A 13,895-nucleotide genomic window follows, 5' to 3' on the forward strand; every position below is an offset into this window, starting at 1 on the left:
CGCGTTGCGACAATGAATAAAAAAAGTGAATACGCGACCCGTTTATAAGATTAAACACGCATCCATCACCAGCTCATCCGTCATATGGTGAGTGTTGTGATTATGCAACGATTGAATCCCAGTGCGACCGTGAGACCACAAGACGGGTAGCCAGACCCGGTTTGATTGGATACCCGGCACGACAGGAACTCCTACACTCATTGCGAGTTCCGCACATTCTCGGGGCACCTCGAGGTCGCGGCGAACCAACGGCCAATTCCCGGGTTCGCACTTCGCGCAAGTCACGAAGCCGGCGCCCAGCGCGCCATCCTCCCGGCGCCATTCGCGCCACTCTCCCGGCGCCTCGCGCCATTTCCTGCCGGCGCCTCGCGCGCCACTCACACTGACCTGAACCAACAGGGGAAAATACATGTTGAAGCATGGGGCAAGCGCGTCTCTCGGCGCGCTTGCAATCGCTCTCACCACGCCAGCGATCGCACAGCAGGCACCTGCCCAACCCGCCAAACGGCAGGGTGGCGTGCCCGAGATCGTCGTCACCGCCACCAAGCGTACCGAAAGCCTTCAGGACGTGGCCGTCTCGGTCAACGCGCTGGGCTCGGACGAGCTCGACAACCTCGGCGTCGACACCTTCGACGACTATCTCGAGCAGCTGCCCAACGTCACCGCCGGCGGCGGCGGCCCGGGCCAGAGCACGATCTACATCCGCGGCCTCGCCTCGACGACGCCCAACCTCACCACCGCGGGCGTTGCAGGTCTTGCGCCCAACGTCGCGATGTACCTCGACGAGCAGCCGCTCTCGCAGCCGGGCCGCAACCTCGACGTCTACGCCGCCGACATGCAGCGCATCGAGGTCCTCGCCGGTCCGCAGGGCACGCTGTTCGGCGCCAGCTCGCAGGCGGGCGTGGTGCGCCTGATCACCAACAAGCCCGACCTCGCCGGTTTCGACGCTGCGGCCAAGGGCGGCGTCTCGTTCACCAAGAAGGGCGAGCCCAGCTACAATGCCGAGCTGATGCTCAACGTGCCGGTGACCAATACGCTGGCGGTGCGCGGCGTCGTCTACATGGACGATCAGGGCGGCTACATCGACAACGTTCCGGGTACCCTCTCGGTCGCCGAGAGCGCCCGTTTCCGCGAGGAAGGCACCGTCCGCTACAACGGCGTGCCGGTCAATGCGAACCGCGCCGGCTTCCAGGCCGGACAGGACCTCTCGAACGTCAACTTCATCAACGCGGACAACACCGCGCTGGTGCAGAAGGACTTCAACGACACCACCCACACCGGCTTCCGTGTCAGCGCGTTGTGGGAAGTGACGCCCGACTGGAAGGTCACCGTCAGCCACGCCCGCCAGGGTCTTGAGTCGGACGGCGTGTTCTTCGCCGACCCCGAGCTCGGCCTCGACGACCTCTCGGTCCAGCGCTACCAGCAGGACCGTCTCGAGGACGACTTCTCGAACACCGCCTGGACCGTCGAAGGACGCCTTGGCATGCTCGACGTGGTCTACACCGGCGCCTACACCGAGCGCGAGACCGAGCAGAAGGTCGACTATTCCGACTACCTGTTCGTCGCTCAGTATCTGCCATACTACATCTGCGACAGTTCGGTTTCCTACCCCGGCGCGGACGGCCCGGCCGGCACCTGTCAGGCGCCCGACCTCTACGTCACCTCGGACAGCAAGACCAAGCAGTTCACGCAGGAACTGCGCTTCTCGACCCCGGTCGAGAACCGCTGGCGCGTCACTGCGGGCGGCTTCTACTCGAAGCTGACCCTCAAGGAGCGCAACGACTTCGTCTATCCCGGCAGCCAGAACATCGACCTGTTCGGCCTCGACGGCTTCCCCGACAACTACGCCTTCCCGAACGCGTGGACGACCGACACCGGCGCCTTCCCGCCGGGCACGATCTTCCGCAACGACGTGAAGCGCACTGACGAGCAGTTCGGCCTCTTCGGTGAAGCCTCGTTCGACGTGATCCCCGACCTCGTCACGATCACCGGCGGCATGCGCTACTACGACGTGGGCGTCGATCTCGAGGGCAGCGCGAACAGCTCGTTCTGCAACTCGGCCGGGACCGACCAGAACGCCTTCGGAACCAACATCTCCGATCTCTATGACGGCGATGGACAGTACACCTTCATCGGCAGCTGCGGCGCGACCAACGGCCTGACCTTCAGCGAAGGCCAGTCGATCGACGACATCATGGCCGCAGGCCTGACCGAGGCCCAGGCCACGCAGGTGTTCAACGCCCTGGCAGCGCCGGACAAGGCCAAGACCAGCGGTGTCATCTTCAAGGGCACGGTCACCGTGACCCCGACCGAGGACATCCTGCTCTACGCCACCTACTCGGAAGGCTTCCGCCCGGGCCTGCTCAACCGCCCCGGCGGCGCGGTCAGCCCGACCGGCTACACCGTGCCCTTCGAGCTGGATACCGACGAGGTCGCCAACTACGAGATCGGCTGGAAGACCGAACTGTTCGACCGCCAGCTGCGCTTCAACGGCAGCGCCTTCTACGTCGACATCACCAATCTGCAGACCACGATCTTCGATCCGAGCATCGTCAACCTGTTCTTCTCGGACAATGCCGCCGATGCGCGCATCTTCGGCATGGAAGGCGACTTCACCTTCGCTCCCTACGCCGTTCCGGGCCTGACGGTTGCCGGCGCGTTCTCGCTGCTCGACACCAAGATCACCAAGGTCCTGACCCCGACCGACGACGTCAAGAAGGGCAGCTCGCTGGCCTACGCGCCCAAGTTCCAGGGCAACCTGCGCGTTCGCTACGAGTGGGATCTGGGCGATACCGGCCTGGTCGCGCACGTGATGCCGCAGATGGTGCACTCGAGCTCGAAGTACACCGACATCATCGACATCAACCGCCTCAAGCTCGAGGGTTACACGACCTTCTCGCTCTCTGCGGGCGTCGAGAAGGACCAGTGGAACTTCGAGGTCTACGGCGAGAACCTGACCGACAAGCGCGCGCAGGTCTCGGGTGCGTTCTACTACGATGCGCCGCGCGTCTACACCAACCGTCCGCTGACGGTGGGCGTGCGCGTGGGCTGGCACTACTGAGCCAGCCAGCGGGCTGGCGGTCGCAGGGGCGCTCACGGCCTCCCGCACCGCTGCTTACTGACCCGGGCCCGGCGATCGTGCCGGGCCCGGCCCCATTCAAGGTGGCAGGACGGCCCCGTCAGGCCCGCAGCTTCGCGGGCCGGGGCTTGCCTGCCACTTGTGCATTACGGCATGGACGAGACATGGCGAGCAACGAGCAGGATACCACCACACCGGCGACACCGGCCCCCGATGCAGCCCGGATGCTGACCGACGCACGCGAGGCGATGCAGGCCGGACGCTTCGACCAGGCCTTCGCCATCGCCAAGGGCATCCTGCGCGCCGAGCCCGAGAACGGCGATGCGCTCTATCTCGCCGCCGTCGCCTGCCGCTACCTCGAACACTACGGCGAAGCGCGCGCACTGCTCGAGCGCCTTTCCGCCGCGCAGCCCGAATATGGCCGCTGCTGGCAGGAGATGGGCCACCTCGCCCGCGCGCAGGGACAGGTCGAGCCCGCGCTCGCCGCCTATGCCCGCGCGGTGCGCTACAATCCCGCGCTTGAGGCCAGCTGGCGCGCGCAGACCGAGCTTTTCGCCGCCACCGGGCGCCCCGCCGAGGCGGTTCAGGCCAAGGCGCAGGCCGAGCGCATCGCCTCCCTCCCGCGCGAGTTGCTCGCGGTGACCAACCACCTCCACGAAGGCCGCCTGCTGCGCGCCGAGGAAATCTGCCGCCACTACCTCGTGCGCCACCGCAAGGACGTCGAGGGCATGCGCCTTCTCGCCGAGATCGGCAGCCGTCTGGGCGTGCTCGACGATGCCGAGTTTCTTCTGGAAAGCGCGGTTACCTTTTCTCCCGAGACGATCCAGCTGCGGCTCGACTACATGCAGGTGCTGCGCAAGCGCCAGAAGTTCGCCAAGGCGCTCGAACAGGCCGAGACCCTGCGCGCGAGCGATCCGCAAAGCCCGCTCTTCGCCTCGCACCTCGCGATCGAGGCGATGCAGACCGGCGACTACCCGCGTGCCTTCGCGCTGTTCGACGAGGTGCTGGCAAAGCTCCCCGGCGATCCTGCCACGCTGACCAGCAAGGGCCATGCACTCAAGACCACGGGCGCCAGCGAGGACGCCGTCGCCGCCTACCGCGCGGCCATCGCAAGCAAGCCCGACCACGGCGATGCCTGGTACGCGCTCGCCAACCTCAAGACCTATCGCTTCACCGACGGGGACCGCGCGGCGATGCGCGCGCAGCTCGAGCGCCGCGATCTCGCCTTCATGGACCGGGTCTACCTCACCTTCGCCATGGCCAAGGCCTGCGAGGATCAGGGCGAACATGCCGAGGCCTTCTCGCGCTACGAGGAAGGCAACCAGCTCAAGCTGCGCCAGACCCGCTACAGCGCCGAGCGCATGAGCGCCGAGCTCGCCGCCCAGCGCGAACACTGCACGCCCGCGCTCTTCGCCGCGCATCAGGGCCACGGCCATCGGGCACCCGACCCGATCTTCATCGTCGGCCTGCCGCGTGCGGGCTCGACCCTGCTCGAACAGATCCTCGCCTCGCACCCGATGATTGACGGCACGCTCGAACTGCCCGACATCCTCGCCCTCGCCCACCGCCTGCGCGGGCGCAAGGCGAGCGCCTCGCGCTACCCGCAGGTGCTCCACGAGCTGAGCGCCGAGCAGCTCGAGGCCATGGGCAAGGGCTATATCGAGAGCACCCGCATCCACCGTCAGGGCGCGCCGCTGTTCATCGACAAGATGCCCAACAACTTCCGGCATATCGGGCTGATCCACCTGATCCTGCCCAATGCAAAGATCATCGATGCCCGCCGCGCACCGCTCGACTGCTGCTTCTCCGGCTTCAAGCAGCTCTTCGCCGAGGGGCAGGAATTCACGTATGGCCTCGAACAGGTCGGGCGCTATTACGCCGACTACGTCGCGCTGATGGATCACTGGGACACAGTCCTGCCCGGACGGGTCCTGCGCGTGCAACACGAGGACGTGCTCGACGATCTGGAAGGACAGGTGCGGCGCATGCTCGATTATGTCGGCGTGCCTTTCGACCCGGCGTGCCTCGCCTTCCACGAGACCGAGCGCGCGGTGCGCACCGCCAGCGCGCAGCAGGTACGCCAGCCGCTCTCGCGTTCCGGGGTCGGGGCATGGAAGCCCTACGAGCAATGGCTGGGCCCGCTCAGGCAGGCATTGGGCGACCTCGCGCACTGACGACGATTGCGGCAGTTGCGAAGCGATCCGGCGCGCCCTGTAGGTGCCGTCGTGGGGAGGATGACGCCTCGCGACGGCAAATTTGCGGCGAATCAATGCGAGAACTGGTAGCTTCCCCCAGTTGCCCAGATAAGGCGGTGGCCCGATACCGGCCGTGCGCGTGTGCTTGCTGCAGTGCAGGAAGGTCGCGCGCGCGGTTGACCTCGGTTGGCACTGCGCGACCGGGGCCCCTCGCCCCGCCGGGATAACAGGGCCGGAGGACAGGAGCGCCGATGACCGCTACGCCGCATTTGACCGGGTCGCACACGCAGCCCTCCTCGCGCCGGGGTCCCGACCCGCTCGACGGTATCGCCACGACCCTCAACCGCGCGGCGGGCGCCGCGATCGCCCAGGCGACCCACGGCTTGTCACCGGCGACGATGATGCTCGCCGCCTTCGACTGGGGCATCCACCTCGCCACCGCGCCGGGCAAGCAACTGCAACTGGCCTCGCGCATCGCCCGCGACCAGATGCAATTGCTCGACTACGCCGCGCGCAGTGCGAGCGGGGGCAAGCCGCAGCCGGTGGTCGAACCGGCAGCGCAGGACCGGCGCTTTCGCGATCCTGCGTGGAGCAAACCGCCCTACGACCTGATCGCGCAAAGCTTCCTGCTGTGCCAGGACTGGTGGCAGGAGGCGACGAGCGGGATCGACGGCGTCTCGCCCCATCACCGGGACATGGTCGCCTTCACCGCGCGCCAGTTGCTCGACACCGTGGCCCCGACCAACTTCCTCACCACCAATCCGGTGCTGCAAAGGCGCGTGGCCGAAACCGGCGGGATGTGCCTTGCCGATGGCCTGCGCCACCTTGTCGAGGACTTCAAGCGCCAGGCTCGCGGCCAGCCGCCCGAGGGCGCCGAGGCGTTCCGTATCGGCGATACGATTGCCGCGACCCCGGGCAAGGTGGTCTGGCGCAACCGGCTGATGGAGCTGATCCAGTACGAACCGAGTGGCGAGACGGTGCATCCCGAGCCGGTGCTGATCGTGCCGGCCTGGATCATGAAGTACTACATCCTCGATCTATCGCCAGAGAACTCGCTGGTGCGCTGGCTCACCGCCCAGGGCTTCACCGTATTCATGATCTCCTGGCACAATCCCGCAGGCGCGGACCGCGATCTCGATCTCGACGCCTACCGCAGGCTCGGGCCGATGGAAGCGGTCGATGCGATCGGAGCTATCACCGGGGCCGAGCGCATCCACGCAGCGGGCTATTGCCTTGGCGGCACGCTGCTCGCGATCGCGGCAAGCGCGATGGCAGCCGCACACGACAGTCGCCTCGCCAGCGTCACCCTGCTCGCTGCACAGACCGAGTTCAGCGATCCGGGCGAGCTGGGCCTGTTCATCGACGATGCCCAGCTGCACATCCTGCGCGACATGATGTGGAGTCGCGGCTATCTCGAGAGCGGACAGATGGGCGGCGCCTTCCAGATCCTGCGCTCGAACGATCTCGTATGGTCACGGGTCCTGCAGGAATACCTGATGGGCGAACGCGCCGCGATGAACGACCTCATGGCCTGGAACGCGGACGGCACGCGCATGCCCTATGCGATGCATGCCGAATACCTCGAACGCCTGTTCCTCCACGACGAGCTGGCCGAGGGCAAGTTCACCGTCGAGGGGCGCACGCTCGCGCTCTCCTCGCTGCGCATGCCGCTCTTCGTCGTGGGCACCGAGCACGACCATGTCGCGCCCTGGACGTCGGTGCACAAGATCCACCTGCTTACGCCCGCGGAGATCACCTTCGTGCTGACCAGCGGTGGACACAATGCCGGGATCGTCTCCGAGCCAGGCCACCCCCATCGCCACTACCGGATCGCGACGCGCGCGGCGGGCGGAGCGGCAGTGACCGCGCCCGACTGGCTCGAGACTGCAAGCCAGCGCGAGGGATCGTGGTGGGAAGCCTGGGCGCAGTGGCTCGCCTGCCATTCGGCGCAGGCCGGCCCGCCTCCGCCAATGGGCGCGCCGGACAAGGGCTATCCGCCCCTCGCCGATGCGCCTGGCCGCTATGTGATGGAGGCTTGAGACGATGACGCAAACGAGCGCTGACGACGTCGACGAATGGATCGAGAACCGCACCTTCGACCAGCTCAAGGCTGGCGACAGCGCTTGCCTCACCCGCACGCTGACCGCGCGCGACATCCAGCTCTTCGCGGCGGTCTCGGGCGATGTGAACCCGGCTCATCTCGATGCCGACTACGCCCGCTCCGACATGTTCCGCAAGGTCATCGCCCATGGCATGTGGGGCGCAGGCCTCATCTCCGCCGTGCTGGGGACCGAGCTGCCGGGGCCGGGGACGATCTACCTTGGCCAGTCGCTGCGCTTCATCCGCCCGGTCGGCATCGGCGACACGATCACCGCGAGCGTCACCGTCTCGCAAAAGCATGACGACAAGCACGTGGTGGTGCTCGACTGCCACTGCACCAACCAAACGGGCGAGGACGTCATCACCGGCGAGGCCACGGTGATCGCGCCGAGCGAGAGCGTGCGCCGCCCGCGCATGGCGCTGCCCGAGATCCGCCTCTCCGACCACGGCCACTACAAGCGTCTGATCGCCGCCGCCGCATCGGGCACGCCGGTACCGACCGCGATTGTCCATCCCGCCTCGCCCAGCGCCATCACCGCAGCCGTCGAGGCGGCACAGGCGGGCTTCATCGCGCCGATCCTCGTCGGCCCCGAGGAGCGCATCCGCGCCGCCGCGATCGAGGCAGGCGAGGACATCTCGGCCTTCCGGCTCGTTCCCACGGCGCACAGCCACGCCGCCGCCGCTGCCGCGGTCGCGCTGGTCCATGCAGGCGAGGCGCAGGCACTGATGAAGGGCTCGCTCCACACCGACGAGCTGATGGGCGCTGTCGTGGCGCGCGAGGGCGGTCTGCGCACCGAACGGCGCGTCAGCCACGCCTACCTGATGGACGTGCCCGGCCATGCCGAGCCGCTGATCATCACCGATGCCGCGATCAACATCGCCCCAGACCTTCCCGCCAAGGCCGACATCGTGCGCAATGCGATCGACCTCGCCCACGTCATCGGCATCGAGGCGCCGCGTGTCGCGATCCTGTGCGCGGTGGAAACGGTCAATCCGGTCATGCCCGCGACGCTCGATGCCGCCGCGCTGTGCAAGATGGCCGAGCGCGGGCAGATCGCAGGCGGCGTGCTCGACGGCCCGCTCGCCTTCGACAATGCCATCTCAGAGGCCGCCGCGCGCGAGAAAGGCATCGTATCGCCGGTCGCGGGCAAGGCGCAGGTGCTCGTCGTTCCCGACCTGGAGGCGGGCAACATGCTCGCCAAGCAGCTCACTTTCCTCGGCGGGGCGGACGCGGCGGGCGTGGTGCTGGGCGCGCGCGTCCCGATCATCCTCACCAGCCGTGCCGACAGCCTGCGCACCCGCCTCGCCTCCTGCGCTCTCGCCGCGCTGATGGCCCGCGCGCAGACGAAAGCCGCGCCCGGCCTGCCCGGCGCCGCGCCGCTCGGATGAGGGGCGCATGAGGGCAATCGTCAGCCTCAACTCGGGCTCGTCGAGCATCAAGTTCGCGGTCTTCGCGCTCGATGCCGACAATCGCCCGCACCACACCGCAGGCGGCAAGTTCGAACGCATCGGCATCGCCCCCTCGCTCGTCATCCGCACCGATGCGGGCGAGGTTCTGGAAGAGCGCGCGTGGGACGATGGTGCAGCCCTCACGCACGCCGACCTGCTCGAATACCTCTTTGACTGGGCTCGCGCGCATATCGCGCAAGGCACCATCCTCGCCATCGGCCACCGCGTGGTCCACGGCGGTAGCAGCTTCGTCGCCCCGCGCCGCGTCGATGACGCGCTGCTGGACGAACTGGAGTCGCTGTGCCCGCTCGCCCCGCTGCACCAGCCGCACAACCTCGCCGCGATCCGCAGCCTTGCCCGCCTCGCCCCCGAGCAGCCGCAGGTCGCCTGCTTCGACACCGCGTTCCACCATGCTATGCCCCCGCTTGCCACGCGCTTCGCCATCCCGCGCGAGCTGCACGAGCGGGGCCTTCGCCGCTATGGCTTCCACGGGCTGTCCTACGAGTATGTGGCGCAGGAACTTGCACGGATCGCCCCTGCACTGGCACGGGGCCGGGTGATCGCCGCGCACCTCGGCAACGGGGCGAGCATGTGCGCGATGCTCGATGGGCTTTCGGTGGATACGACGATGGGCTTCACCGCGCTCGACGGGCTGGTCATGGGCACGCGCTGCGGCACTCTCGACCCCGGTCTCGTGCTGCACCTGCAGACGCAGGAGCACATGGCGCCCGATGCGATCGAGGACATGCTCTATCGCCGCAGCGGCCTCCTCGGCGTCTCGGGGATATCGAGCGATGTCAGGGCCCTGCGCGAGGATGGCAGCGCCGCGGCGACAGAAGCGCTCGAACTCTTCGCCAGCCGCGCCGCGCGCGAGGCGGCGGGCCTGCTCCCCGCGCTCGGCGGGCTCGATGCCATGGTCTTCACCGCCGGGATCGGCGAGAACGATCCGGCGATGCGCGCCGCGATCTGCCAGCGCCTTGCCTGGCTCGGCATCGAGATCGACCCGGCGGCCAACGTCGCCAATGCCCCGCTCATCTCCACTCCCGACAGCCGTGTCGCCTTGCGCATCGTTCCCACCGACGAGGAGCGCATGATCGCCCTGCACACGCTTCACGCGCTAAATGGCACTGCTCACAAGGGCCAAGCGCCCGAAGGAGAACTGTGATGACGCTTCCCCTCTCCCCCGTCGTCGACCTGCGCGGCAAGCGCGGCCTCGTCGTCGGCATCGCCAATGCCCACTCGATCGCCGCCGGGTGCGCCGCCGCCTACGCCCAGGCCGGAGCGCGCCTTGCCGCGACCTATCTCAACGACAAGGCCAGGGACTGGGTGACCCCGGTGACCGAAAGCCTCGGCATCGAGTGGACCGCCCCGCTCGACGTGCGCGAGCCCGGTCAGCTCGAGGAGCTGTTCGAGACCGTGGAGCAACGCTGGGGCGGGCTCGACTTTCTGCTCCACGCCATCGCCTATGCCCCGCGGGAAGACCTGCAAGGGCGCGTCACCGACTGTTCGGCGCAAGGCTTCGCGATGGCGATGGACGTCTCGTGCCACTCGTTCATCCGCATGGCAAAGCTCGCCGAACCGCTGATGAGCGAGGGCGGATGCCTCGCCTGCGTCACCTTCTACGGCTCGGAGCGGGTGGTCGAGCACTACAACCTGATGGGCCCGGTCAAGGCCGCGCTTGAGAGCACCGCGCGCTACCTCGCCGCAGAGCTGGGGCCCAAGGGCATCCGCGTCCACGCGATCTCGCCGGGGCCCATCGCGACGCGCGCGGCAAGTGGGCTCGAGCGCTTCGACGAACTGCTCGAACGCGCCGCCGCCCAGTCGCCGGTGCGCGAGGCCGTCGACATCGCCGACGTCGGCGCGCTCGCCGCCTTCCTCGCCAGCCCCGCGGCGCGGCGCATCACCGGGACCGTGATCCCGGTCGACGCGGGAGAGCACATCCTCGGCTGACCGCCTGACGGCCATCGACGAGGCTCCGATGTCGCGCGCGCGCGCCGGGCTTCAGCTTCGCGTTCATGGGCGAATTCCTGAAGGGCAAGATCAGCTATCGCGGTCCGCACGGCGAGACCGGGCGCGAATGGTTCGAGATGGTGGAGCACGAAGGCGGGCTCGGCCGCACTTTGCGTGCCTTTTGCGAGATGGACGAGATCGCCCTCACCCGCGACGTGACCATGCTGCTCGATCCGGCCGCGCGCCCGCTCGACGGCTTTTGCCGCGTGACCCGGCAGGGCGCCCGCGCAGGCACCGTGCTGTTCGTGTGCGAGGCAGCGGGCGTGCGGGCCAGCGGAGACCTTGCGCAGGGTGGACGCCTTGCCCAGCACCTGCCCGTCCCCGCCGGGGTCGAATATCTCGGCCTCCATCCACTGGTGGGCGACGCGCTCATCGCGCTGGCGCGCGGCACCGATGCGCCCGGCACCTTCCGTACCATAGCTTGCGTGACCAACTCGATCTCGCCCGACGGGGACAAGGGCCTTGTCGCCATGCCGACCACGATCGAGGTCGCCTATCGCGGTGAGGAAAGCGTGACCACGCCCGCCGGAACCTTCCCGGCGCGCCGCTATGCCTTGCGCTGGCATCCCGAGTGGGAACCTGCCGACTTGTGGGTACACGGCCCCCATGCCCTGTTCCTGCGGCTCGAATGGGCCATGATCGGCGCAAGCTACGAGCTCGTCGAACTGCAGTCGGGGCGCTGAAGAGCGCAAACCACTGCATACGATATCGCGAAGTAAATAGGCCCCTTTTAAGAGGCATTTATTTTGCAACTAGCGAGTGATACTGTCGCCCACGGCCATGACTGGCATGGCTCGCCGGACAAGGAACGGCCCTTCGATGCCGCTCACGCGTTTCGCTCCGCCTTTCCTGCTGTGCCTCGCACTATTTGCAGCGCCCGCGCTCCATGCGCAGGAACGCCAGCTCGAAGACCTCGAGGAGACCGAGGACGCGGCGCAGGGCATCGCCGAGGCGGGCGAGAAGCCGCGCGAGCGCATCATCATCCCGGTCCCGATCGGCGATCCGCAACTGGGCGCCGGGCTCGCGCTCGCCACCGCGCTGTTCTACCAGCCGGGCAAGAGCACGAGACCCTGGACCACAGGCGTGGGCGGCTTTCGCACGTCGAACGGCTCGTGGGGCGGAGGCGGTGTCCAGTCGATGTCGCTCGCGCGCGACCGGCTGCGCGTGCAGCTCATCGCCGCCTACACCGCGATGAACCTGCGCTACTTCGGCGCGGAGGGCGACAGTTCGGACGAGGACGAGTGGGCCGACGTCAAGGAGAAGACGACGATCGTCTCGGCCAAGGCACGGCTGCGCATCGACGAGCACATCTTCGCAGGCGCGCGCCTGCGCTACCGCTCCAAGCATTCGAGCCTGCGCGATACCTCCGAGGCGCTGGAGCAGCTCGTCGAGGACGCGGGCGGCGCGAGCGTGTTCGACACCCGCCAGAAACTCGTCCAGCTCGGCCCGATCCTGACCTACGACGATACCACCGAGCCCTTCGCCCCGCGCAGCGGCACCATCGCCAATGCCGAAGTGCACTTCGCCCTGCCCGCGCTCGGCAGCGACCTTGGCTATACGCAGTCGAAGGCAAGCTGGAAGCACTATCGCGACATGGGCGCCGACGACGTGCTCGCGATGCGCGCCAAGGCCTGCCTCGTCAGTAAGAGCGCGCCCTTCTTCGACATCTGCGAGGTGGGCCTGCGCGGCTATCCGGGCGGACGTTTCCGCGACCGCGCGAGCTGGTCCGCCGAGGCCGAATGGCGCCACCGCCTGACCCGCCGGATCGGCGCGGTCGGCTTCATCGGGCTGGGCAGTACCGGCGGGGGTCTGGGCGATGCCCTTGGCGCACGCATGCTGCCTGCGATCGGCGGCGGCCTTCGCTACCTGCTCGCGGAGAGCTACGGCGTGAACCTGCGCGTCGATGCCGGGTTCGGGCGCGATGGCCATGCCGTCTACGTGTCGCTGGGGGAATCCTTCTAGGCACACCCCTAGGAGCCGTGGACAAATCGTGACCGCAGCTACCGACTTGGGTGGTTGCCTGCCGTCCGAAGGCAAAGCGTCAGCGCCAGATTCGCCTTGCGATCCATCCGCCCAAAATCGAAAGCGCGAGGGCTACGATACCAAGAAGTAACCACATTAAGTTGAATAGTAGATTCGCAGCTTCTCGCGCGTCCTCTGGCTTATCTGGCATGTAGAATAGCTTAGCAGTGCCGCCTAACTCGTAGACGCCATTCCCCTGGAGAGATGTGAGGTGAAAGCGGTCGCCGCGTACCGAATATGACAAGACGCCCCTGTCATTCCTATCCCCGAGCACTCCCGTATGGCTGTCGAATACGCCGACTGTCTCAACACCATCACGTCGGAAGCGATAGTCTTCAGGCAGGCCAGAAAGCGCTGCAGTGAGAGCGCCCGTGCCCCAAACCATCATAAACAAACGGAAAAAGATGAGCCTGAAACTGCGTCGCGGCTTGAGCGGAGCCGTGCTGGCTCTCCCAAGCCCGACTTGTGCTCGACGTCCCAGACTATCCAAAAAACGACGCTCATCGTGCAGTTTCAACTCAATCGGTGCCAGAACAGCGGATTCGAATGAAACTCGCAACATGCGGCTCCATAAGCGCCGCACGGGTTCAACACTGGCAATGGAGGCAGTGGAGACCCGAATGTCCAGTCCGAAAAGTTCAGGCAGGAACAAGAGTGTGAACGGAAAGCGTGGCGTTACAACAAGCTGCCCGTCCGACACGTATACCAGTAGGCAATTACGAGCGCCGCCGACGCGAGTAAGGTAATTCCGGAGTGACCGACCGGAGCACCAATCCTCCAGAAAATCCGCATTCGTCGGCCTCTGTGGAATGATGGACCGGCCATTCGCGCGTCGGAACCAAACAGACGCTGCGACCCAGCCACCGATCCAGACAAATGGAAACAGAATTTCTGACAAGTTCAACAGCCCCCGCGGATTCCAAAGACAAAGCGATACGATTGCTTCCCTCACCCGCCAAGAGTCTTCACAACCTGGGATATGCCCATGTTCGACAAGGGGCGAACCCGGAGATTCGTTTTCGTCCACGCCCTTCGTCCGT

The 13,895-nt window shown here is 67.0% G+C and carries 9 protein-coding genes; 8 read left to right on the forward strand and 1 reads right to left on the reverse strand.

Features of this window, described 5'->3' with window-relative positions; all coding sequences use genetic code 11:
- The first annotated feature begins 409 nt into the window (after positions 1-409).
- The 8 genes from I5E68_RS10755 to I5E68_RS10790 all read left to right on the forward strand — a co-directional run bounded on the left by I5E68_RS10755 (position 410) and on the right by I5E68_RS10790 (position 12,795).
- A complete protein-coding gene (locus I5E68_RS10755; RefSeq protein ID WP_197163643.1) occupies positions 410-3,061 on the forward strand; it encodes a TonB-dependent receptor in 2,652 nt (883 codons plus the stop codon).
- 242 nt (positions 3,062-3,303) lie between these two features.
- Entirely contained in the window at positions 3,304-5,253 is a 1,950-nt protein-coding gene (locus I5E68_RS10760; protein WP_197164757.1) for a tetratricopeptide repeat-containing sulfotransferase family protein, read from the forward strand.
- A gap of 272 nt (positions 5,254-5,525) precedes the next feature.
- Positions 5,526-7,313 carry a PHA/PHB synthase family protein gene (locus I5E68_RS10765; protein WP_197163644.1) on the forward strand — a complete coding sequence of 596 codons (1,788 nt, stop codon included), beginning with the start codon at positions 5,526-5,528 and terminating at the stop codon, positions 7,311-7,313.
- A 4-nt stretch (positions 7,314-7,317) separates the two neighbouring features.
- Positions 7,318-8,763 (forward strand): bifunctional enoyl-CoA hydratase/phosphate acetyltransferase, encoded by a 1,446-nt coding sequence (locus I5E68_RS10770; protein ID WP_197163645.1) that lies wholly within the window; start codon positions 7,318-7,320, stop codon positions 8,761-8,763.
- Between the two features lie 7 nt (positions 8,764-8,770).
- Positions 8,771-9,988 (forward strand): acetate/propionate family kinase, encoded by a 1,218-nt coding sequence (locus I5E68_RS10775; RefSeq protein WP_197163646.1) that lies wholly within the window; start codon positions 8,771-8,773, stop codon positions 9,986-9,988.
- Complete coding sequence (gene fabI / locus I5E68_RS10780) at positions 9,988-10,773, forward strand: enoyl-ACP reductase FabI (RefSeq protein WP_197163647.1); 786 nt, start codon at positions 9,988-9,990, stop codon at positions 10,771-10,773. Before I5E68_RS10775 ends, fabI begins: the two co-directional genes overlap by 1 nt.
- A 65-nt stretch (positions 10,774-10,838) precedes the next feature.
- Positions 10,839-11,516 (forward strand): hypothetical protein, encoded by a 678-nt coding sequence (locus tag I5E68_RS10785; RefSeq protein ID WP_197163648.1) that lies wholly within the window; start codon positions 10,839-10,841, stop codon positions 11,514-11,516.
- Positions 11,517-11,652: 136 nt separating this feature from the next.
- On the forward strand, positions 11,653-12,795 hold the full coding sequence (locus I5E68_RS10790; protein WP_197163650.1) for a BamA/TamA family outer membrane protein: 1,143 nt from the start codon (positions 11,653-11,655) through the stop codon (positions 12,793-12,795).
- Between the two features lie 79 nt (positions 12,796-12,874).
- Here I5E68_RS10790 and I5E68_RS10795 read toward each other — a convergent pair whose 3' ends face one another.
- Positions 12,875-13,882 (reverse strand): DUF3592 domain-containing protein, encoded by a 1,008-nt coding sequence (locus tag I5E68_RS10795; protein ID WP_197163651.1) that lies wholly within the window; start codon positions 13,880-13,882, stop codon positions 12,875-12,877.
- Positions 13,883-13,895 lie beyond the last annotated feature (13 nt).

The organism is Novosphingobium aureum (genome assembly GCF_015865035.1).
Lineage (GTDB): Bacteria > Pseudomonadota > Alphaproteobacteria > Sphingomonadales > Sphingomonadaceae > Novosphingobium > Novosphingobium aureum.

Bases quoted from the DNA above. Each gene is read 5' to 3' on its own strand.
- fabI (WP_197163647.1), top strand. From the start codon at position 9,988: ATGACGCTTCCCCTCTCCCCCGTCGTCGACCTGCGCGGCAAGCGCGGC.
- I5E68_RS10760 (WP_197164757.1), top strand. From the start codon at position 3,304: ATGCTGACCGACGCACGCGAGGCGATGCAGGCCGGACGCTTCGACCAG.
- I5E68_RS10770 (WP_197163645.1), top strand. From the start codon at position 7,318: ATGACGCAAACGAGCGCTGACGACGTCGACGAATGGATCGAGAACCGC.
- I5E68_RS10785 (WP_197163648.1), top strand. From the start codon at position 10,839: ATGGGCGAATTCCTGAAGGGCAAGATCAGCTATCGCGGTCCGCACGGC.
- I5E68_RS10775 (WP_197163646.1), top strand. From the start codon at position 8,771: ATGAGGGCAATCGTCAGCCTCAACTCGGGCTCGTCGAGCATCAAGTTC.
- I5E68_RS10790 (WP_197163650.1), top strand. From the start codon at position 11,653: ATGCCGCTCACGCGTTTCGCTCCGCCTTTCCTGCTGTGCCTCGCACTA.
- I5E68_RS10755 (WP_197163643.1), top strand. From the start codon at position 410: ATGTTGAAGCATGGGGCAAGCGCGTCTCTCGGCGCGCTTGCAATCGCT.
- I5E68_RS10765 (WP_197163644.1), top strand. From the start codon at position 5,526: ATGACCGCTACGCCGCATTTGACCGGGTCGCACACGCAGCCCTCCTCG.